The organism is Eubacterium sp. CAG:156 (assembly GCF_000434315.1).
Taxonomy (GTDB): Bacteria; Bacillota; Clostridia; order Lachnospirales; family Lachnospiraceae; genus Eubacterium_U; species Eubacterium_U album.
This window is the reverse complement of the sequence record NZ_FR878173.1, coordinates 1-22,891: the sequence shown is the minus strand read 5'-3', so window position 1 is coordinate 22,891 and position 22,891 is coordinate 1. Positions and strand designations below refer to the sequence as shown.

Genomic DNA, 22,891 nt, shown 5'->3' with positions numbered 1-22,891 from the left:
GTGGTACATGCTTTTTGCTTTAGAAAGTTTTCATATATTCTATTCTTACTTTCCATCATTCTATTAGAAAATTTTATTTTATTTTCTGCAAACAACCAACTAAAACACTTACGGCACACAACATAATTATTAGACCGGTTTTTACAAACGGTTCACTTCCTGCGCCTCCGGCATCCGGCAATTCATATATTTTTGTGTTTGTTATTGTATAAGTTGTGCTTGCATTTTTTGTTGCAGTAGCCTGATTTGTTTTTGATGTAAATTCTGAAGCAAATCCCGCAACACTAATTTCTTTTACACTATAGGTAAACTGATTTCCTATTGTATCTCTTGTAAGCAGCCCTTCTACGGATTCTTTCCATCCGTTTTCTTTTTTAACTGTAACTGTGTTAAAATATTCTGTTTTTTCTTCTGTGGAATCTTTATATTTGATTGTTCGATAGATTTCTACTTCTATGGAATCCGGAATCTGCTCCGTTCCTTTCCATTTTTTATATATATTTAAATCTATTAAGGGTCTGTCAATTTTACTTCCAAGAGGTGTCGTGCTAAATGATGCCCACACCTGATTTGTTCTTGGAACTCCTCCGTTATCCGGATACCTCATAAAATTTCCCAATGTAAAACTGAAAGCGTTAGACGTTGACTGTGGCATAATTGTAACTGAATTTTGAAGCCAGTTATCAGGCACTCCAAATGTGCTGTCATAAATATCTCCGCTCCACGGATTTGTTCCGCCGTTATAACCATACTGTGTTCCAAATCTGTTTCCGCTGTCTTTATACATTCCTACAATATTACTGCTCCATGGAATGGTATTTGAAAATTTTCCTGAATAAACATATGCTTTTACATTCTGCGGATTTTGTGGCACTACATATTCCGGTCCATAGTATGCTGCCGGATTTTCCCCTTCCTGAACATCCGCCGGGTTAAGAGAATTTATTGTGTAATAATCAGCAACCGGACTGTCAACTGTTCCTATGTCATTTAGAACAATTTTGTTTCCAAATGTTCCATCTGTGTTTAAATAATAAAACTCCAAATCAACATGAAATTCTTTTACATTCTGCCATACCCAGCCACTATATAGCGATTTGCTTATTTGAATTGTCGGATAATATGAATATGGTCCATAATTATTTTTACCCCAGTTCCATCCTTCTCCTACATTTCCTGTAGTTGTTGCATTTTTTGACGTTCTGTTTTTAAATGGTGTAACTTTTATATTTGCATAAGCTCCTACCGGCTTTCCATCGTATGTTCCAACTTCAAAATATTTGACTTTAAAATTCATTGTAGTTGTTTCTACATCTAAATCTTTATTTTTCCACCCGGCGTTCATATCTGTCTTATAATTGTTTGCATTAGGATTAGAACCTTTACATTGAATCGCTATCCCATTGTATTTATTACTAAATGAAGCGTATATTCCTTTTATCGCTCCATTCCATGTCCCATTCCATACATCGCCTTTCATACTTTCGCGACTTACGTCCTGATAAGCTCTGACTCCTTCTCCTGCCTCAACAATTTTTGCATTTCCATCTATATCTTTGACCTGAAGTCGATTGTACGGAAATACTTTGTCAGTTGATACTATCGTAGCGTCCGGCACAGGAATATCATTTGCCGCAAAATTTACTATAGACTCGGTTTTCTGACTGTTATTCACATCTGCATTTAGCATAACTGCTTCGCCTGCAAATGTCGTAGCACATATTAAACACATGCTTACTACTGCTATTATTTTTTTACTTTTTTGGATTATTTTTTTCATGATCATATCTCTCCCACTTTTATATTTGGCAATTGTATTTTCAATTAGATTTTGTCTTGTTTTTCTCTGCTTGTTATCATATGAAGCATTATTGCCAAATATTCCAAATTTAATTCCATAAAGTGGGATTTTTGCGAATGGGGATTATGAGATGGAATGCCTAGCACGGAACAATCCGTAGGCATCAAAGTCGTGGGGGCTTTTGAATCCGACATCTTATTTTATAATATTTACATCTTTACATCTCACAACAACTCTTGCCTGTCCATTAAATGTACATGTAAACAAGGTCAAATCATATTCCGTACTTATTACTTTTTCGACCTGTGTGGGCAATAAATTTTCCACACTTTCTACTTTATAGGAAAACGTGGAGTCGTTTGCGGATTTATATATAATTTCATCGCCTTTTCGCAAATATTTTATTTTTCCAAAATGCGTTGAATAATTGTGTGCAGCTAAAACAAATCCTGCGTTGCCCACACTTCCACTATATACGCACGGAGTTTTCTTTAACTGTTCGTATGACCATTTTTCATTTATTGGGAGTTTGATTTTTAGAGACGGAATAATTAATATTCCTACATATTTTTCACTTGAAAATTCTATGAATTTATCAGATTCAGAGTAACTATCTGTCAGATTAGATTTATTATCGCAATATCCAGATTCATTATTTTTGTTTTCCATATAGTTGATTATTTTTTCAGAAGATATACCTGCATTTCGATTTTCTATAGTATTTTTAATTGTCAGGGTGCCTGCTGTTCCAAGCAAAATGCACCCCATGACAATTGTAATTTTTGCTATAAATGTTTTTGGCTTTTTTAAATTTTTTCCTTTTTTTAATTTCATTTTATTTTTGCCTGCAACTTTTTTAACATTTTTCAATTTATTTCTTCAAATATTCTTCGATTCCTTTACATATCAGACCTGCCATTCTTTTTTGATAATCGTCTGACGACAAATTATTTGCATCGTCCCAATTGCTTAAGAATCCACATTCCACTATTATTGTAGGGCATTTTGTATGTAACAGCATATAATAACTGGTGTTTTCCTTGATTTCTTTTTTATTGTTTATATTTATATTATCGTTTAATATTGCCTGCATTATTTTCGCCAGTTCCGTACCACCTGCAGAATTTCGATAATAAAATACCTGCGCTCCTTTTACATTTTCCGAAGTAAAACTATTTTGATGAACGCTTACAACTATTGTTTTTTCATTTTTCAAATACTCTTTATTTATTATTTCACAGCGGTTTTCCATATCGGCCCTTTTTTTATTTCCATCCGATTCCTGATAAAGTCCGGTATCACTTTCCCTTGTAAGCACAACCTTTGCTCCTGTATTTTTTAAAATTTCTTCTATGTACAGGCTTATGGATAGGTTAATATTTTTTTCAAGTGCATCATTTATACCTATTTTCCCGGGGTCAATTCCTCCATGCCCCGGGTCAATAACTATTGTGTAACCACTAAATGGTTTATACTCTTGTTTCTTAGTTTCTTTATTATCGCTTTCCACGATTTTTTCCATATTACAGGCAATCATAGTAATCGACATCAGCAAAAGAAATGCCATAACCGCTTCAATTTTTATATTTCTTTTTAGTATTTCGTACATATTTGTAAAACTCGTTTTCATCCAATTAATTATATTCGTCATTTACTCTTTTCCGAATTATTCAATTCGATATTTGACTTTATACAAATATATGCAGTTAGCGATTAAAATATGATTATTTATTAATCAATTCATCCAAATAATTCTTTTCTATCTTCTGAGATGATTTGTATTGTCTTAAGCCTGCTTCATGCACAGCCATAACATCCTGAAGTAATTCATTTGATGACATACGAACTGCTCCCCTGCTCAACACAATCATTTGCTCAAGTCTGTCTGATGTTGCAACCGTAACCTGATATTTTTTCCCGATTTCATTAGTTACTTTTTCAATATATGTGTCTGCCGTTTCCGCTTCTTTTGTATAGACAACATTTATATTGTTGTATTTTGAAACCTCTCCTATATTTCCCTTAACTTTGTATGCATCAAATACAAGTATTAACTCGCATTGCTTGTATCCCTGATAATTACTCATAATATCCATAAGTTTAAGTCTTGCCCCATCCAGATTGACCTGTGCAAGTTCATTTAATTCATTCCATGCAAATATTACATTGTAACCATCCACAAGCAAATATTTTTTCTCATTTTTCTTATTTTTGTTTTCCTTATAAACATATTCCTTCTGTGTTCTCTTTCCACTTCCCTGATTATCCGTATAACCAAATCCTGTTTCATTCGCCAAACGTCTTTTAACAGGACCAAACTGTTTTTCAAATATTGCCTGTAATTCTTTGTCCTCTGCATAACTTGCACCCATTTGCCACTTTTTCCCTGGTTCAGGCTGCTTTACCGGTACAAATTTTTCCGGTTCTTCATAATCATTATCCTTTAAGTTATCAGTTGTTACATGTGCATAATCCTTTACTTTATCCCATTCAACATTAAATCCTGCACCATGAGCACAAAATACTGAGCCTGTTGGATTCTCTACATCACGTTCACTGTCATAGTTAATTCCCATAATAACTTCAGAAGCATTGTGGCATGGCATATATCCTGCTAATTTGCAATACAACCTTCCACGCCCTCTTGTATAAGTATTTACGGTTGTAATGTATCCGCTCATAGTTGATACAGGTGCATACCCTGTAATCTCCGTAACCTCACCATTTGTCTTCGGTGTCTCAAATTCCCCTTTCATCTGGCTTATGTCATTCATCGCCCTGCCCACATTTTCCGTAGGCACTTCCAATGTAAATTCATAATATGGCTCAAGTAAAACACTTTCTGCCTGTTTCAATCCATTTCGCACTGCCCTATAAGTTGCCTGTCTGAAATCTCCACCTTCAGTATGTTTTGCGTGCGCTCTGCCGCCAATAAGTGTTATCTTCATATCGGTAATGTGCGAGCCTGTAAGCACACCCACATGCTGCTTTTCGTACAAATGAGTAAGTATTAATCTTTGCCAGTTTTTGTCCAAATCATCTTCCTTGCATGCAGTTTCAAATACCATTCCACTTCCCGGTTCTCCCGGCTCAAGAAGCAAATGTACTTCCGCATAATGTCTAAGCGGCTCAAAATGTCCTATTCCTTCCACCTTATTTTTGATGGTTTCCTTATACACAATGCTACCCTGTCCAAATGTCACATCTATATCAAATCTTTCCTTTATAAGACTCTGTAAAATTTCAATCTGAACATCTCCCATAAGTCTTGCATGAATTTCTTTCAAATTTTCATTCCACACAATATCAAGCTGCGGGTCTTCCTCTTCTAACTGCTTTAATTTGTTAAATGTACTATGAGCATCGCATCCTTCAGGTAAAATAATCTGATATGTCAAAACCGGCTCTAATACCGGAATACTCTCTCCTTCCTGATTTCCGATTCCCTGTCCCGGTCTTGTATTTTCGAGTCCTGTTACAGCACACACTTCGCCTGCTTTTACGCTATCTTTTGTCTCAAATTTGTTTCCTGAATAAATTCTAATCTGATTAACCTTTTCATCATTGATTACATCTTTAACTTTAAGTACTCCGCCTGTAACCTTCATATGTGTAAGTCTGTTTCCCTGACTGTCTCTTGATATTTTATATACCCTTGCTCCAAATTCATCCGAATAACTTTTATTCTTAGTAAGATTAGCCATTGCATTTAATAAAAGTTCAATGCCATCAAGCTTTAAAGCTGAACCAAAAAAGCATGGAAATACCTTTCTTTCTGCAATAAGATTAGTTATTTCCTCATTTGATATTTCACCTGTATCCATATAATTTTCAAGGGCATTTTCATCACATGTTGCAACATTTTCAAGAAAATTATCATCTGACTTCTCATAATCAGAAAAATCTACGCAATTTGTATCTAGTCTTGATTTCAAATTCTCCATTATATGATTTTTATCACTACCAGCTAAATCCATTTTATTAACAAATATAAATGTAGGGATGTTGTATCTTTTTAAAAGTTTCCACAAAGTTTCTGTATGCCCCTGAACTCCATCACTTCCGCTGACAACTAAGATTCCATAATCAAGAACCTGTAGTGTTCTTTCCATTTCCGCAGAAAAATCCACATGCCCCGGAGTATCAAGCAAAGTCATGTTTATTTCTTCATTTTCATTTTTCCACTTTAACTGTGCCTGCTTTGAGAATATTGTAATTCCACGCTCACGCTCAAGGGAATATGTATCCAAAAATGCATCTTTATGGTCAACTCTTCCTAATTTCCTTATGTTTCCTGTTGTATATAACAAAGCCTCTGACAATGTAGTTTTTCCTGCATCTACATGTGCCAAAATTCCTAATATCAATTGTTTCATACGCCTGTTTCTCCTCTATATATCAAAATAAGTCAAGAACTCTGTTCTTCACATCATTCCGTAACGAAAATAAACAATTATTTATTTTTTGTATATAGCAATCACTCCTTTATCTTCATATATAAGTTTATAATCTTTTAATGGATATTGTTTATTTACTCTTTCATCAATTACTACATATTCTGTGTTAATTGTTTTAACATAATCGATATCATATAATTGTAAATTTTTACTTAAATGCGGAATCAGTAACCCATAAGCCGTCACACTAGCATTTAATGGAACTTTTTCAATTCCTTTATCCATTTTTTCTATTGTTGTACCATTTTCTGCAACCATTGATATATATTCAACGGTATTTGGAATGGTTACGCATACAAACATCATTACTGATATAATTAAACTTATAACAATCTTGTCTACATTATCCTTTTTATAGCAACTACTAATATTAAGAATTATAATAAACATTATAAACGCAATTGTTCCATAATTATAATGAGCCCTGATACTATAAAAATATATATATGCACTAGCAACATTAATAAATAAAAATGGCAACAACAAAATGTATCTACTATATTTCTTTCCTCCATTAAATAATAATAACCCAATTGGCATAATCATATATATAATATATTGGATTTTTTCCTTACCGCCAACTTCAAATTGTGTTATTACATATCTTTGAAACAATATAATATATTCCTAATATAAATATATAAATAACAACATCCTCTTTTATCATTAATGTTAATATAAGAAATATAACTTCACTTTTTCTTCGGTTAGTTTCTACTGCCCATATAAGCATTAATAATAAGAATGTCAAAAAACTATTTTCATGTATACCATATAATGTACCTCCTATAACTGCCGGATACAAAGCATAAATAACAACTATTGCAAACATATTATAATTCCCTATATCATAATGTTTACATAATAAATAAATAGGAATTATAGGTAATGCAATCATTATTCCTTGAGCAATTAGAAGTGTCTCTGGATGTGGAAATATATAATAAATTGGATATAACAAATAAAATATCAAAGAAAAATGTCTACCTAAATGTGACATAAGATATTGTTTTTCTATAGTAGTTTCCATTGTACCCTTTTGTCTCATATACTCAAACATTTGAGCAAAAATTCCAAAATCATATGTTCCTATAGCATATGCCTTATATCTTGCTATACCTACCCCACATACAGTCATAATTATAAACAATCCAATTAATATTAGACATAATTTTATATTTGCAATTTTTATCTTTTTTAATTCTTCTTTTATTTCTTCCTTCATATACCAATAAGCGCTTATCACTAAGATTGACAATACACAGAGCAAAAAAATGTTTTTGCTCTGTGTATTTTTCGTTATATATAAATTTATTAGTAATACTTTTATTGCAAACATAAAAATCACAAAACAAGAAACCAATTTACCATTTTTAATATTTTTGAAAGTTACAGCACCAATTATTCCTATACAAACAATAAGTTTAATTACAATTACCAAAATATTAGGTTTAGCTATTTCACTTATACTCATTCCACTAAGCAATGAACTTAACATATACCCTCCAAACAAACTAACTGTTACTTTTTCAATATCTATCTCCGACTTCATATATGTTTCTCCTCTATATATCAAAATAAGTCAAGAACTCTGTTCTTCACATCATTCCTGACTTGATTTTTCGTTATTATTTACTGTTTAGTATATCTGTTAATTTTGCAAATTCTTCAAGAGTAAATGCCTCTCCTCTTACGCTTTCTGATTTGCCCATTGAAGCAAGTGCCTCTGTAACCTGTTCCCTTGTAAAATTTAATTCCGGTGAATTTTTCAATCCGTTAGCCAATGTTTTACGTCTTTGGTTAAATGAAGCACGTATAATCTTAAACATTAATTTCTCATTGCTTACTTTTACCTGAGTATCTTTGTGTCTTGTAAGTTTTATAACTGCAGAATCTACATTCGGCTTTGGCATAAAACATGATGCCGGAACCTTTAGCACTATATCTGCTGTTGCATAATACTGAACGGCTAATGATAAAGCTCCATAATCCTTTGAACCGGGACCCGTCTTCATTCTGTCTGCAACTTCCTTTTGAACCATAATTGTAATGCTGTCAATTGGCACTCCACTTTCAAATAATCCCATTATGATAGGAGTTGTTATATAATAAGGCAAATTTGCAACAACCTTAATTGGCTTTCCGTCATTTCTTTCTTCTGCCAATTTCTTAATATCCACTTTTAAGACGTCTTCATTAATTACTTCTACGTTATTATATTCGCTTAAAGTATCCTGAAGTATCGGAATAAGTGACTTATCAATTTCCACTGCAACTACTTCTCTTGCATTTTCGCACAAATACTGTGTCATTGTTCCTATTCCCGGACCAATTTCTAATACAAAATCTTCTTTTGTAATATTTGCAGCACTTACAATATTTTCTAATATATTAGAATCAATTAAAAAATTTTGTCCGAATCTCTTTTGAAATGCAAATCCATATTTATTTATTACTTCTAATGTTGCTTTCGGGCTTCCTAAATATGCCATTATTTTTCCTCATTTTCTATATTAATCTGTCTACATCATCTAATCCGATGCCATATATTTTCTTTGCATTATTGCTTGTAATCTCTACAACTTCGTCAGGAGTTATTCCCTTTATTTCAGAAATTGCACTAACAATATACGGAATATTCAATGATGAATTTCTCTTTCCTCTGTTCGGTTCAGGTGATAAATATGGGCAGTCTGTTTCTAATACTAAATTTTCCATTGGAGCATATTCAACTACTTCACGTAATTTTCTTGCATTCTTAAATGTTATTACGCCTCCGATTCCTAAATAGAATCCCATATCAATGTATTCACGTGCCATTTCTTTTTCATATGAAAAGCAATGAACGATTCCTCCGATTTCTTCTGCCTTTGAAGCCTTCATAACATCTAAAGTATCTTTAGCTGCCTCTCTGCTATGAACAATTATTGGAAGTTCTGCTTCTCTTGCAAGTTCCATCTGCTTTTCAAACCAGGCAATCTGTTCATCTCTGTTATCATTCCAATGATAATCAAGTCCTATTTCTCCCACTGCAACAATCTTAGGCTTATAAATTGCGTGTTTCAACCAGTCAAAATCCTCATCTGTAAGACTTGCAACTTCGTCAGGATGAACTCCAAGCGCCCCATATACATTAGGGAATCTTCTTGTAAGACCAACTGTTGTTTTGCATGATGCAATGCTTGCTCCCACATTTACAATATATTCAATTCCTCTGTTTTGCATAGAATCTAAGAGCTTCTCTCTATCTTTATCAAATGCTTCGTCATCATAATGTGCGTGTGTATCAATTATCATGATTCTTCCTCCACTCGTTGATTATCTTCAATTTATAATCTTAATTTTGCAGTGTCACTTAAAAAAATCTGTAGGCATCAAAGCCAGGTGCTTTTGACCCCAACATCATATTTATAAAATCCATCTTTTTCCCGTAACATATCCTCACTCATTATACTCGAATAAAGAGTTGCTTGCAACACTTCGAATGCGTTTCAATGCACGAAAAAACAAGACCTTTGACATACTTTTACCAAATTTCAAACCAAACTGTCCGTTGATTTTTCAATTTAATAATTTCCGTCAAAGGTCCCTTTTAATTTACTTTATTATTCATCATCGCCAGGTCTTTGTGTCCACCAGCAGGCTACTCCTGCTGCAACACATACAACAGCTAAAATAATAGCTACTATATTCATTGCCATAACACACACCTCCTATTACAAAAGATTTTATCTATGTAATAGTCAGTACTCTCTTTTTTCCATCCTGGTTGTGTATATAAACTATATTGTAATTCTTCCGTTTATTATAAGTATATAAACCTGCAACACTCTTTACACTAACTCCTCCCGGAAATAAATTGTGTGAAAATATTGCTCCATAAATAAACGGTTGCTGATATCTGTTTCTTAATTTTGCTTCTTTTGAAGTTCCATCTACAGTTCTTTTAATCTGTATTTGTGCATTTTTTTCAGGACACAGGCATTCACTTTTAACTCTTTTTGCTTCCTGCTTAATACTTCCTGCATAAGTATAATCATTCTGATTTACAAATGCTGTGGCAGCATAAGAAGAATAGCCTGAGCTAAAAATAATTGACAATAAAATGGCAATTGCAAATATTCTGTTTTTAATCCATTTATTTACTGTCATAACCTGCTCCCCATTAATACATTCTTAAACAAACATCGGTTACTTTATCATTTAATACATTTTACAAATAATTTATCTTAGCAGATTTCACTTCCTGCCGGCATATCTTTATCTAATGTCATGACTGAAAGATTTCCGTCGTCATCTGCTGCTGCAAGAATCATTCCCTGTGATTCTACGCCACAAAGTTTACAAGGTTTTAAGTTTGTGATAACTGCAACTTTCTTTCCAACCATTTCTTCCGGTTTGTAGTATTTTGCGATACCTGATACAATCTGTCGAACTTCATTTCCAATACGAATCTGTGAAACCAAAAGTTTCTTTGCCTTTGGAACAGGCTCACATTTTAATACTTCACCAACACGAATCTGTACTTTATCAAAATCATCAATTGTGATTTCTTCCTTTGGTTCAACTTCCGGATATTTTTCTTCCGGTGCTGTTTCTGCTTTCTGCTTTGCCTGAATTTCTTCTACCTTTGGCATTACATCTTTGATGTCTAATCTTGCAAATAAGATTTCAGGTTTTTCTGTAACCTTATTTCCTGATGGATATTTTCCAAATTCAGTCATATCATCAAAGGCTCTTGCCTGTGTATTTAACTGTTCAAGAATCTTCTTTGATGTTTCAGGCATAAATGGTTCTAAAAGACTTGCTCCTATTGTAATACTTTCAATTAAATTGTAAAGAACTGTTTCAAGTCTTGCCTTCTTTTCTTCATCCTTTGCTAATGCCCAAGGCATTGTTTCATCAATGTATTTATTGCATCTCTTAAACATTGTGAAGATTTCAGTAATTGCATCTGCAACTCTTAAGTCTTCCATTTTCTTAGATGCCTTAACCTGAGTTTCAAGGACAACTTTCTTTAAGTCTTCATCAACTTCTTCTGTAACACCTGCGTTATTTACAACACCGCCAAAGTATTTATTTGACATTGAAATTGTTCTGTTTACAAGGTTTCCAAGTGTGTTTGCAAGGTCAGAATTCATTCTTTCAACCATTAATTCCCAAGTAATTGTTCCATCGTTTTCAAATGGCATTTCATGAAGAACGAAGTATCTTACTGCATCTACTCCAAATAAGCTTGCAAGGTCATCAGCATAAATGATGTTTCCTTTTGACTTGCTCATTTTTTCTCCACCCTGAAGTAACCATGGATGTCCAAATATCTGCTTTGGAAGTGGAACGTCTAATGCCATTAACATAATTGGCCAGTAAATTGTATGGAATCTTAAAATATCTTTTCCAATTAAGTGAAGGTCTGCCGGCCAATACTTCTTATATAATTCACTGTGATTTCCATCTACATCGTATCCAAGTCCTGTAATATAGTTTGATAATGCATCAATCCATACATAAATAACATGCTTTGGATCAAAGTCTACAGGAACACCCCATTTAAATGATGTTCTTGATACGCATAAATCCTGAAGTCCCGGAAGAAGGAAATTGTTCATCATTTCATTCTTTCTTGATTCCGGCTGAATAAATTCAGGATGTGTATTGATGTGTTCAATTAATCTATCTGCATATTTGCTCATTCTAAAGAAATATGCTTCTTCCTTTGCAGGTGTACATTCTCTTCCACAGTCAGGACATTTGCCATCTACTAACTGTGATGTTGTAAAGAATGATTCACATGGTGTACAATACATTCCTTCGTATTCACCTTTGTAAATATCGCCCTGATCATATAATTTCTTAAAAATCTTCTGAACCTGTTGTTCATGATCTTCGTCTGTTGTTCTTATAAATTTATCATATGATGTTCCAACCAAATCCCAAATTCGTCTGATTTCTCCTGATACTTCATCTACAAATTCCTTTGGTGTTACACCTTTTTCTGCTGCCTTTAATTCAACCTTCTGTCCATGTTCATCTGTTCCTGTCTGGAATCTTACATCATAACCCTGCTGTCTCTTATAACGTACAATGCTGTCTGCAAGGATTGCTTCGTATGTGTTTCCAATATGTGGCTTACCTGATGTGTAAGCAATGGCTGTTGTCAAATAATATGGTTTCTTTTCCATTTCAAATAAACTCCTTTTCATATAAAATAAGCACTCTCTTCTTTATGCAAAGACGAGAGTGCTTTAACTTCGTGGTACCACTTTACTTTATTCAGATATTAGTATCATTAATTACTGTATTCAAATACTATTCTTAATCCACTAACAAAACTATATCCAAATCTCATTTCACTTTAACGGGTGTATCCGTCACAGGTTTACTTTATGCTCGCCCATGCCGCTCCAAGTCCATCTTCCATAGTTCAACCTGTTGTCTGCTTTCACCTAATCAGACTCTCTGTAAACTGTATTCCCATGTACTCTTCTCTTCATTGCGTTTAATTATGCCAATTACTATGAGTGTATTATTTTTATGATTATTTGTCAATATTGAAAGCTGAATTGTCTATATTTCCAACCACTCTTTCAACCTCTGCCTCGTCAATCCCTTTGCATCACCCATTACAATCAAAGAAATGTTTTGATTTCTGAATATAACATTTGATACTTCTCTCAAACGATAATAATCTATTTTTTTATTTTCCTTAATTTTTTCTTTGATTGTTAATAATTCTTTTTTCTTTATGAAATCATATCCCATCTGAAAGTTTAATTCATTGGAGTCTTCTAGCCAAAACCATAGGTTGTCCGTGAAAAAAGTCATATTCATATCTATATCCCTTTGCGATATATTTTCTCTTAGATTTTTTATAATCCACATAATTTTTTGCAAACCTGCTTGTAAGTTCTTTTTTTCGATAGAAAAAAAGATTGATAAAACTGCTGCATCATTATAAATTTCCACATACGAATATATATCTTTTCTCCCTTACTAAACTAAGTTATATAAAACAGTATATATGTTTATTTTGGTAAATTCTGTTTTTTCATGCATCAATATTTCTTCTCATCATATATGTCTAGAAATATACAATTATATTTTTATTCTGTATTAGTTAGTCAGCTCATTTAAACTTTTAAATAAGTATTTTTCTTTATTGCCTTCACTCATTATTATATTTGTTCCTAATGTATTGTTAATTACAGATGTAGAAACATAATATTTATATTTACTTCCGTCCTTTGTCGTTACAATAATATTAATATCTACACTTTTATCTTCTCTTTCAAAATACTTGTACTCAATATTTGTAGTCTTTTTTCCATATCTTTTTTTAATTTGTTTTTTTATTAAATTTTTTACATCATCAGCTTTAGAAATTTTGCTAAATTTTTCTTCCGATAATGTCTTAACATCATAGTCCTGACACATTTCTTTCTTGCCATTCCATTTAATATGATACTTTTGCTGAGACAAACTCATCCATTCATTAAATTCCGGCTGTAGCACAGAATATGAATAATCATATGCATATAATTCTTCGTTTTCTAAAAATAAATTTATCTTATTTTGTTTAAAAACCTTTACTGCCTTATTTTCTTTTACTTTATATATTTCTGTATACATGCTGTCATTCTGCCTTAATTGTGCAACATTAAAAATAATATAGTTTTTATTTTTTATAAACAACTCAATTGTTGTATCTTCTGTTGCAACAAATTCATCCGACAATTTTTGACTATTTTTCCCACCTAAAAACCATAATTCAAATTTATTTTCTTTATCCTCCTCTTTATTAACTAAAATAAAAGCTTCTTTTTCGCCGTCGTTATCATAATCCTCAACAATCATTTTATATATATCTTTATCAGTCATTTTCTTAATCTCATCTTTATAATAATCTGTTGACGTTTTTATTTTTTCTTTTTTAGTTGTGATATTTTCTGATGTGTCGCAACCAACTAAGACTATTATCGATATAGTCATTATAGTTAATATTTTCTTCATATTAGTCTCCGTTTCTTTCTATAAACATGTTAATTATGTATGCATTATGCATTTTCAATTGTAATCACAACCACCGGCATAGCCGGTGGTTTATTTGTTTATTAAAGCCTCGTTTTTTCTTTACAAAAACCTCGCCTTTATAAACATGGCCTTGCCCTATACAATTAAAATTCTCAATAACTAATTATTTTTTTATGTTAAAATTAGCATATTTATAACTATCATCTCCATACTCCCCTGTTTTTTATATAATTAATCATATTCATTATAGTATTTGTGTACGATTCCGGTGATGATGAAACACAATATGTCCCTGCAAATTTTCCAATATATCCCACTGCATCTTTCTTATTTTTTTTCAAATATTTTCTTGCTTTTTTATAGCCTCTTTGTTTTCCATTATTTAATTGCCATGCATATGCTTCTATCGAATCTTTAATAGAGTCATACTTTTTGCCAACAAACCCAAATAAATTATTATTATTTACTGCCAAATTGCTAGTTCCATATCCACTTTCCCAAGCACTTTGTGCAACCAATACTTGTCTTGCAACTTTTATCTTAAATAATTTGTATTTGTCTTTAAATTTATTTTTATTTGAAATTCTATATAAAGCTTTAACAAACTTAGTCTTTTCTTTATCTGTTTTAGTAGTCTTTACTTCTAATACAACTCCATATATCTTTTCTTTTTTATGTCCACTCGGATCTACATAACTAATAGGATTTCCTCCACAATATGCGTACAAATTCCATGTTTCATAGTCATCTGCCTCTCCTCTGTAACTGTCTTGCGTAATAAATGTAGCTGTATCAGGGTTATAATATCTTGAATTAAAATAATAAAGTCCTGTTAATTCATCATATACTCCTGATGTGTAGCATATTTCATTATAGAAATTTAAATTTCCGACCTTTGTTGTTTTTCCATAATCTCCATATTTGTAACTTGCTATCGCTTGTCCGCTTTCATCTATTATATTGGATACACTTGTACGTATATCTTTGTTATAAAAATATGAATGCTCACCCTCATTTTCATAACGTATTGTCGCAATAATATTATTCTGAGGTCCTATAATATTATGACTTGTAACATTTCCACTTTCATCTGTTGTATATAATACAACTTCTCCCTGATAAAAATAGTTAGTTACTGCACCATTATCATTTTTAGAAATTCTTTTTCCGTCATAATTATATGTATTTTCCTGTGTATACTTTATTTTTCCACTTGTATTTCCATTTCTGCATGTAACCTTTGTTAACTGATTGTTTGCATCATATTCTTTCTGTACAATCTCTGTTATTGTTGATGTTGCATCTTTTGTCTGTTCTAATATTTGATTTCCATTTGCATCATATGTATATACTGTATATGAATCTCTAACATTATTTTTTATAACTTCACTCTGTACTAATTGATTTAATCCATTGTAAGTATTATTAGTTATTATTCCATTTTCATCAACCTTAGTACAATTTCCACCTTTATCATATGTATATGTTGTATTAATTTCCGTTTGTCTTAAATTATCTGTTTTCTTAGATGCAATCATTCGATTCAAATTATCATATGTATATGTTCTGGTTTCATTAACTTTTTCATTTTCATCTGTAGGATAATCGTTAATAATATTCTCTGTGGTTATATTGCTGTTCTTATCATATCCATATGTATATTGCTCTAATATTTTGTTTAAATTTATACTATCGACATACGTCATCGTTGTTACTCTGTCAAATATGTCATATTCGTATGATTTTTGAACATATCCGTCAGATAGGTTTAAAAAGTCTCTATAATCTTTGATAATTTTTATTTTACTATCATTATAGTATTCGTAGTTTCTGATATCCTGTAATCTTTCTTCTCCATTTTCACTAATTATTCCCTTTATTTTTACTAGCCATTTATAATTGTTATATTCAAATTTTATACCTTTAAGCTTGTCTTTCACAATATTCGGGTATCTTATTTCTATTAGCTTGTCTTCTATGTCATATTTGTAAACAAGTTTGTTGGCATTGACTTCCTCTTCCGTAGGCTGGCTTTTTCCATTAATTTCTGAGTACCCTACCATTCTTCCTAAACCGTCGTACTCATATTTTGTATATCGGTAAGTCTTTGGAGTGTTATTTGTTACATTATAATCCTGCACTACTGTTAGTTTATCATCTTCATTGTATTCATAATGCGACAATTTAGTCCATACATTTTTTGAATTATATTCATATTTCAACAACAGTAAATTTTTCTTGTCATATGTGTATTTTATATAACTTCCATCTGAAAATGTTTCCTTTATTTTATTTCCACTATTATCATAATCATATGATGTTTTTATACTGTTTGTTGTATTTTTGTCTTCTACAGATAACAACTGACCTGCACCATTATATATTGATTCTGAAATATTTCCCAATGCGTTTGTTGTAGTATCTTTTGTTGTAATAATATTTCCTAATGCATCTTTATTTTGTATATCATATGCATAAAAAGTCTCATTTGCCGGTTCTGTTCCATCTGACAATTTTACTTTTATGAGTTTCCCTTCCTCATTATATTCATATATTGTTTTATTTCCTTTACCATCTGTTTCCTCTATTAAATTTCCATTTTCATTATACTTATTTGTTTTAACAATTGATTGCGTTGCATCTACTGTAAATGCACCATTTCTGTAAATTGGATTTTCAATAGTATTAGTTAACCTTCCATATTTGTCATATACAGTAACTGTTAACTTAGGTGCTATAGGATTCGTACCACTAACTCCTCTTGTATACGTTGTAAATACATTTCCCTGCCTATCATATGTATAATCTTTACATATGCCATTGCTTTCCTCTCGTACTTTTTGTCCATAGGCATCCGTATATACACTTGAAACAACTTCATTATTTGTATTCTTTTCTGTTACAACATACACTGTTGGAATTCTTTTATTTGTTCCATTTCCCACAATAATATAGAAGTTATCCATGTACCCATAAGTTGTCGTAGTTGTACGTTGTTCATTTCCATAAATTATCGTTTTTGAAGTAACGCGTCCCATTTTATCATATGTATATTTCATTTTTCTGCCGGACTTATCTGTTTCTTCAATAATTCTCCCATTTGCATCATAAACTGTAGTTGTTGTTTCTGTTCCTTTTCCCGGAATTGTTGCAATTGTGTTATTATTTCGTCCAAACTCATCATAGCCATAAGAAGTTACTACATTTTTTTCATCTGTTGTCGTCTTTATTCTTCCTAACGCATCATATGTATTTTGTTCAGTCAACTTCATAGTTCCGGATACAGTATTTGCAGTTGTCACGTTACCATCTCTATTATATGTTGCTGTATCTTGTGAATTTTCCAATCCCTTTGATATATCTGCACTACTTACATTATTGAAATTAGCATTTTTATCAATTAAAACTTCAACATTTTCTATTTCATTGCCATCACTATCATAAGCATATGTTGTTACGGTTTTTTCAATATAATCTGTTTCCTTAACAAGATTTCCTTCACTGTCATACTCAAATGCAATTTCATCAATAACTTTTCCTGTTGCCGTTGTTGTCTTTATTTTAGTTTCATAATTAGGATTTTGTATATCTCCATATGTATATTCAGTTACATTTCCTTCTTCGTCTGTTTCTTTTATTATGTTTCCTTCCTCATTATATTCCTTTTTTTCTTCTAACTGTTTATCCCCATTTTTCCCTGTTGGTGTAATTGTTTTCACTATGTTATCAATTAATTCATGATATTGAACTTCTTCTGTTGTATTTGTTAACAAACTTCCATTATATGCATATGTAGTTACATTCCCTACATCATTCGTACACTTTAGTACTTTTCCACTTTCATCAAACTCATACTGCTCATAATGTAATATCATATTATTCGCATTCTTGGTATATACCCTTGTTTTTAATGGTTCATAATTCGTATACACATCAATTCTCGAATTGTCCGGATAAATTGCACTACTCACACTTTTTCCGTCATATTCTAATTGATAGATATTTCCAACCGCGTCAAATAACTTGCTCATTTGTCCATTTGCATTGTACTCGTAATTATATGTTATTTCATTTCCCTCATTTCCTTTATGAACAACTCTTGTAAGTCTCTTGTTCGTATAAGTATAGTTAAATGATGAACCATCCTCTAAAATTGTTTTACTAATATAATATTGTCCATCAGAATATGAATATTCAAAATCTATGCTCCGTCCCTTATCAGAATAAACAGATTGTATTAATCCTACCGTTGAATGATATTTTATATATATATAAGTTCCATTTGACTCTTCTATTAATATTAATTTACCGTCTTCATCAAAATATCTTTTTGTCTTATTTTTATCTGTAAGGACATATTTTGCAACGAAACTTATTGTACTTGATGGTTTTGTGTCTGTAGCTGAAATAGTTCTTGTTATCACTTTGTTATCTTCTTCTAACAATATATCAGGATTTTCATCACAAATATAAGATGTTTCACTTTTATTTTTCATATCATATATTGCTCCTGAACCATCAACATATGTTGTGGATCTTAAATCCTTTTTTATATGTGCATCATATTCACAAGTCCATCCTATGCCAAAGTTTGATTGTTCCGTATTTCGCGAATTATATGTTCTGCTTATTTCTAATCCCAATTGTGGTGTAGGTAATGAAAAATCATTCTGCTTATACATAAAATTTCCTTGAGACAATTCAATTTTTCCACTTCCATTTGGTGTGTCAAATTTTTCATAAGCATAATTATCTTTTTCACCAATATGTGGATTTTCATATGTTATTGCAAGTCTCATATAGTTTAAATTTTGTAAAGATGATGTATAAAAATTAGCTCCGGTTCCCTCTTCTACACATCTTAATGCCAATCCGTTATTACCTATACTTCTATCTGCAACTGCCTGAGCCCAATCCTTTAAATCAACATTATGTACTGTATTTGAAATCCCGGTACATTTAAACTGCGACCACACTCTATCTTCTACGGGTGGGTGATTATTCCAAGTAATAGTATTTGGATTCCATGTACTATTTGGATTTCTTACTTCAACATTTCCTGAAACAAATGTACCACTTCCACTCTTTCCAATTGTATATATGTTATCTTTTTCTGTTATTCTCAAATAAGCACTTTTCACATCCGAGCCATAAAACATAGATGATGAACCTGCCATTCCAGTATTGTAATCAATTCCACTTGTATCTATATAACACATATCTTCAGCATATATATGTTGTCCGTATTTTGCTTTGTTATATATTTGAATTACACTTGTATGTTTTAAATTAAAACTTTTTGAATATTCAAAGTTTGTTACACTTGCACTTTGAAGGCTATCATTAAACCAACTTACTGTTGGATCTATTGTTATAGGATATTTAATATCCTTTGAATTTAAATATTCGTTTTCAACTACAACTTTTAAAATATACTCATCTTTTTTAAGACTTTCCATTTCATAATGAATTGAATCATATACTAATTCATTATTCGCATCCTTTATATTTGGTTGACTTATATATGCAATTAATTTTCCTGACTTTTTATCAAAAAATCTAATTTCTTTTTGTTCCTCATACTCTTCTGCTTTCATATCCTTAAGCTGTAATTTAAATTCAAATACATTTGTTTCAGGAATTTCTGATAATATTATTTCTTCCTTAATCCCACTATTTAATGATGTATATTTATACGATATCTGCTTTCCGGCATTATATACCAAGCTAGTATTCTTTACACTCTCTTTATTTAGTTTTAATGGCAACACAGTACTGTCTATACTTTCTAACACAGTCTTCTTTTGCAAATTAATTTGCTCAATATTTATAGGTGAAAATAATATTCTATGTTTGCCTTTCATCAAAGCTACAGGATTTTCTTCCTCTAATTTATTAGGAAAATAGTGCTTTGCATCTCCTGCGATATTTACATATTCATAATCTGCTTTAATATCTTTTTCTTGAATTTCTTTTTTTATTACCTCTTTTTCACTGTCCGTAACCTTTTTTAATTCAGGATTATATTTTACATACTTTCCATTTTCTTTATAACGAATATCCTCACTATATATTTCTAACCTTCTATCACCATTACTTAATAAATATGTTGTTGAATTTGCTGTATTTAATTCTTTTAATTCCTTTACTACTTGTGGATTTTTATTTTTTTCTTTACTTTCCTTTGTAGATTTTAATTGATTATTAACTCTGTTATCTTGTTCTTTTGCTTCTTCTTTTTGACTTGCTGTAACGTTAATTTCATTTTGCACAATTTTATCTTGATTAGCATTTGCTACACACGATACATAATTGATGTTTAATCCTGAAATTAAAATCGCATTTGCCACAACAACTGCACATACCTTTTTAATTAGCTTTCTCATCTTTGACCTCCTTAAAACATTATCACATTTACCTAAAAAAATCCTTAAGCATTAACCTTTCCGATAAGTGAGATTCTATATGACACACCTGGTTATGCTTAAGGATTATGTTTTAATGTTATTCACAATACAATCTTTAGTATTTAATTTTCAACTTTTTAACGTAACGTTACAGTATATCTGCCACACCTATATGCATTAATGCCAAACTTCACTGCTATACTTTGCTCCTGCTTCTACTAATTTAGAACCTGAATAAATTTTAACAACGACCTGTACTCTGTAATAATAACCTGAATCAACACCTACTGTTTTAGACAGTGTTTTCTTTCCTGTTCCTGAAAAAGTCTGTGTCCATGTTCTATATGGTGTATATGCCTTATCACTCTTTGTACATCTTTGTAATGTCATTGTTATTTCACAAGTTTTATTATCTGTCATTTTACATATACCTTCACATGTAGCCTTATTTCCACTAATTCCTAATGTTGAAGTAATCCAACTCATATTAGTATATCTTGGTGATATTGCCTCTATATCCGCATTCTGTAATTCCTGTGCTGCTACATTTGTATATGACATCATTACTACAACTCCCAAAAATAAACATAAAAATTTCCTAAATCTTTTCATTAAAATTTCCTCCTCTTAATTTTTAGTTTTTTTCACACTCTCCGCTACCTTAACCAATTCTTCTTTGGTAACTCCGATTCCATCTAATCCTATAAAATAATCATCCTCTTTCCATAACAACTTATTTGTATTTCCAATTTCCTCATACTCTTTTTCAACATACATAGCTTTCTTTCCATTGATGTCCAAATATTCTACTTTTGCGTTTTCCGTATCTATTGAATATGTTGTAGTATCAATATTCTGCCCAAGTGTAATACTATTGTCATTTCCGTCTGCATATTCTATGTATCTTGATAGCGTGCTACACGATAACGTTAATGCACTAAATCCTTCTGGCAAATATATTACATTGTATTCTTCCGTCCATTCAATATCAAACTTGTCCTTATTTAACCATGAGTTATTTTCTTTATTAGCATCATTAGACTGAATCTGTGTAGCTATTTTTGACTCCTTAACAAGAAATCCTAAAGTTGCGCTTCTCATAGCCGGTACTGATACAACAGATATATTAAATACAATCATAACTGCTGCAACAACTACCGCTGCCTTGTAAAACAGGGGAATTCCGTTCTTTTTTTCTTTACTTTTGTTGAATTGCACTTTTTGATTATCAGTAAACAAATCATCCATAAACTTTGTATAATTTTCAGGTAGCGGCTCCCCACTCTGTTTATTTAACTGATTTGCTTCCTCAATGATTTTTTCACCTTTTTCTTCAACATATGTTGAAGATGCTTTTTTTAATAATTGCTCAAACCCTCTTTCATTTCTCATCTTCATTACTATATCTCCATCTCTTTTTTAATAATCTTGAAAAGACGCTTTTTTGCTCTTCCCACATATACATGAACCTGTTCCTGCTTTATATGAAACATCTCACTTATTTCTTTTTCGCTCATATTCCACAAGTACTTATACACAATCAACTCCGCATCCCTTTGTGACAATTTATCCATATATTTTTTCAAATTGTCCTGCAATTCTTTTCTTGCATAAATTATTTCCGGATATTTGCTTTCATCATCATCAGGTATTTTTTCGATTTCATTATCTTCAAATCCCAAGTTTACATGTGCATTTTCGCGTTTTTGCTTTCTTGTATAATCAATTGAAATATTTCTGATTATACTGATGAGATAAAACGCAATCTGAGGTTCCTCAAGTTTTCGTATCTCTTCATAATTATTAAACACTTTTATAAATGCTTCGCTTACCATATCATCGGCTATATGATAATCTCTCACTATCTCATATGCTCTAGTCCTCATAATACGGTAATATTTTTCATACCAACCGGTTATCTCCCTTTTCTTTTTCTCATTGTTAATCTTCAATTGCGCAATTCCTTTTTCACTAGTAAAATTTCTCCCCTATATTATAAACGATATTTGAACATAAAACCGAACACATTTTAATAAATTTTTATATTTAATATAACTAAAATACAATTATTATCCATCTATTTACATTTTCCTTTTTTTCTCATTAAAATTTAAATATCATTTTCTTTATCAAAAACTTAAACATCAAAACATAAAGCGACCGCAAAGTTTTGATATGATACCTCTAAAGTAGAC

16 protein-coding genes and 1 other annotated feature are annotated in these 22,891 nt (G+C 31.4%); all 16 genes read right to left on the bottom strand.

What is annotated here, in order from left to right:
• Nucleotides 1-73: 73 nt before the first annotated feature.
• The 16 genes from ABMA45_RS08320 to ABMA45_RS08245 all read right to left on the bottom strand — a co-directional run bounded on the left by ABMA45_RS08320 (nt 74) and on the right by ABMA45_RS08245 (nt 22,648).
• The gene (locus ABMA45_RS08320; RefSeq protein WP_022089433.1) at nt 74-1,780 is read right to left on the bottom strand and encodes a Cna B-type domain-containing protein; all 1,707 of its coding nucleotides are present in this window, start codon (nt 1,778-1,780) and stop codon (nt 74-76) included.
• A gap of 216 nt (nt 1,781-1,996) precedes the next feature.
• The gene (locus ABMA45_RS08315; protein ID WP_022089432.1) at nt 1,997-2,635 is read right to left on the bottom strand and encodes a sortase; all 639 of its coding nucleotides are present in this window, start codon (nt 2,633-2,635) and stop codon (nt 1,997-1,999) included.
• A gap of 37 nt (nt 2,636-2,672) precedes the next feature.
• Nucleotides 2,673-3,452 (bottom strand): N-acetylmuramoyl-L-alanine amidase family protein, encoded by a 780-nt coding sequence (locus ABMA45_RS08310; RefSeq protein WP_022089431.1) that lies wholly within the window; start codon nt 3,450-3,452, stop codon nt 2,673-2,675.
• Between the two features lie 73 nt (nt 3,453-3,525).
• Entirely contained in the window at nt 3,526-6,177 is a 2,652-nt protein-coding gene (locus tag ABMA45_RS08305) for a translation factor GTPase family protein (RefSeq protein ID WP_022089430.1), read from the bottom strand.
• Between the two features lie 81 nt (nt 6,178-6,258).
• A complete protein-coding gene (locus tag ABMA45_RS08300) occupies nt 6,259-6,873 on the bottom strand; it encodes a DUF2079 domain-containing protein (protein ID WP_022089429.1) in 615 nt (204 codons plus the stop codon).
• On the bottom strand, nt 6,842-7,810 hold the full coding sequence (locus ABMA45_RS08295; protein WP_022089428.1) for a DUF2079 domain-containing protein: 969 nt from the start codon (nt 7,808-7,810) through the stop codon (nt 6,842-6,844). The genes ABMA45_RS08300 and ABMA45_RS08295 overlap by 32 nt, the downstream gene beginning before the upstream one ends.
• Nucleotides 7,811-7,886: 76 nt before the next feature.
• Entirely contained in the window at nt 7,887-8,750 is an 864-nt protein-coding gene (rsmA, locus tag ABMA45_RS08290) for a 16S rRNA (adenine(1518)-N(6)/adenine(1519)-N(6))-dimethyltransferase RsmA (protein WP_022089427.1), read from the bottom strand.
• A 16-nt stretch (nt 8,751-8,766) separates the two neighbouring features.
• The gene (locus ABMA45_RS08285; protein WP_022089426.1) at nt 8,767-9,555 is read right to left on the bottom strand and encodes a TatD family hydrolase; all 789 of its coding nucleotides are present in this window, start codon (nt 9,553-9,555) and stop codon (nt 8,767-8,769) included.
• A gap of 435 nt (nt 9,556-9,990) precedes the next feature.
• Nucleotides 9,991-10,410, bottom strand: coding sequence for a hypothetical protein (locus ABMA45_RS08280; protein WP_022089424.1), 420 nt, complete (start codon nt 10,408-10,410; stop codon nt 9,991-9,993).
• A gap of 77 nt (nt 10,411-10,487) precedes the next feature.
• Nucleotides 10,488-12,440: a methionine--tRNA ligase gene (metG, locus tag ABMA45_RS08275; protein ID WP_022089423.1), complete on the bottom strand. Its 1,953-nt coding sequence runs from the start codon at nt 12,438-12,440 to the stop codon at nt 10,488-10,490.
• 45 nt (nt 12,441-12,485) lie between these two features.
• Nucleotides 12,486-12,761, bottom strand: a binding site (T-box leader).
• Between the two features lie 64 nt (nt 12,762-12,825).
• Entirely contained in the window at nt 12,826-13,224 is a 399-nt protein-coding gene (locus ABMA45_RS08270; RefSeq protein WP_022089422.1) for a hypothetical protein, read from the bottom strand.
• Nucleotides 13,225-13,371: 147 nt separating this feature from the next.
• Nucleotides 13,372-14,268 carry a hypothetical protein gene (locus ABMA45_RS08265; RefSeq protein ID WP_022089421.1) on the bottom strand — a complete coding sequence of 299 codons (897 nt, stop codon included), beginning with the start codon at nt 14,266-14,268 and terminating at the stop codon, nt 13,372-13,374.
• A gap of 221 nt (nt 14,269-14,489) precedes the next feature.
• A complete protein-coding gene (locus tag ABMA45_RS08260) occupies nt 14,490-20,675 on the bottom strand; it encodes an RHS repeat-associated core domain-containing protein (RefSeq protein WP_022089420.1) in 6,186 nt (2,061 codons plus the stop codon).
• A 198-nt stretch (nt 20,676-20,873) separates the two neighbouring features.
• The gene (locus tag ABMA45_RS08255; protein WP_022089419.1) at nt 20,874-21,308 is read right to left on the bottom strand and encodes a hypothetical protein; all 435 of its coding nucleotides are present in this window, start codon (nt 21,306-21,308) and stop codon (nt 20,874-20,876) included.
• 15 nt (nt 21,309-21,323) lie between these two features.
• Nucleotides 21,324-22,094 carry a DUF4367 domain-containing protein gene (locus ABMA45_RS08250; RefSeq protein WP_022089418.1) on the bottom strand — a complete coding sequence of 257 codons (771 nt, stop codon included), beginning with the start codon at nt 22,092-22,094 and terminating at the stop codon, nt 21,324-21,326.
• A gap of 2 nt (nt 22,095-22,096) precedes the next feature.
• Nucleotides 22,097-22,648 (bottom strand): RNA polymerase sigma factor, encoded by a 552-nt coding sequence (locus tag ABMA45_RS08245; protein WP_022089417.1) that lies wholly within the window; start codon nt 22,646-22,648, stop codon nt 22,097-22,099.
• Nucleotides 22,649-22,891 lie beyond the last annotated feature (243 nt).

Excerpts from the sequence above, each read along its gene's own strand:
- ABMA45_RS08320 (WP_022089433.1), bottom strand. The coding sequence starts at position 1,780 with ATGAAAAAAATAATCCAAAAAAGTAAAAAAATAATAGCAGTAGTAAGC.
- ABMA45_RS08315 (WP_022089432.1), bottom strand. The coding sequence starts at position 2,635 with ATGAAATTAAAAAAAGGAAAAAATTTAAAAAAGCCAAAAACATTTATA.
- ABMA45_RS08310 (WP_022089431.1), bottom strand. The coding sequence starts at position 3,452 with ATGACGAATATAATTAATTGGATGAAAACGAGTTTTACAAATATGTAC.
- ABMA45_RS08305 (WP_022089430.1), bottom strand. The coding sequence starts at position 6,177 with ATGAAACAATTGATATTAGGAATTTTGGCACATGTAGATGCAGGAAAA.
- ABMA45_RS08295 (WP_022089428.1), bottom strand. The coding sequence starts at position 7,810 with ATGAAGTCGGAGATAGATATTGAAAAAGTAACAGTTAGTTTGTTTGGA.
- rsmA (WP_022089427.1), bottom strand. The coding sequence starts at position 8,750 with ATGGCATATTTAGGAAGCCCGAAAGCAACATTAGAAGTAATAAATAAA.
- ABMA45_RS08285 (WP_022089426.1), bottom strand. The coding sequence starts at position 9,555 with ATGATAATTGATACACACGCACATTATGATGACGAAGCATTTGATAAA.
- ABMA45_RS08280 (WP_022089424.1), bottom strand. The coding sequence starts at position 10,410 with ATGACAGTAAATAAATGGATTAAAAACAGAATATTTGCAATTGCCATT.
- metG (WP_022089423.1), bottom strand. The coding sequence starts at position 12,440 with ATGGAAAAGAAACCATATTATTTGACAACAGCCATTGCTTACACATCA.
- ABMA45_RS08265 (WP_022089421.1), bottom strand. The coding sequence starts at position 14,268 with ATGAAGAAAATATTAACTATAATGACTATATCGATAATAGTCTTAGTT.
- ABMA45_RS08260 (WP_022089420.1), bottom strand. The coding sequence starts at position 20,675 with ATGAGAAAGCTAATTAAAAAGGTATGTGCAGTTGTTGTGGCAAATGCG.
- ABMA45_RS08255 (WP_022089419.1), bottom strand. The coding sequence starts at position 21,308 with ATGAAAAGATTTAGGAAATTTTTATGTTTATTTTTGGGAGTTGTAGTA.
- ABMA45_RS08250 (WP_022089418.1), bottom strand. The coding sequence starts at position 22,094 with ATGAAGATGAGAAATGAAAGAGGGTTTGAGCAATTATTAAAAAAAGCA.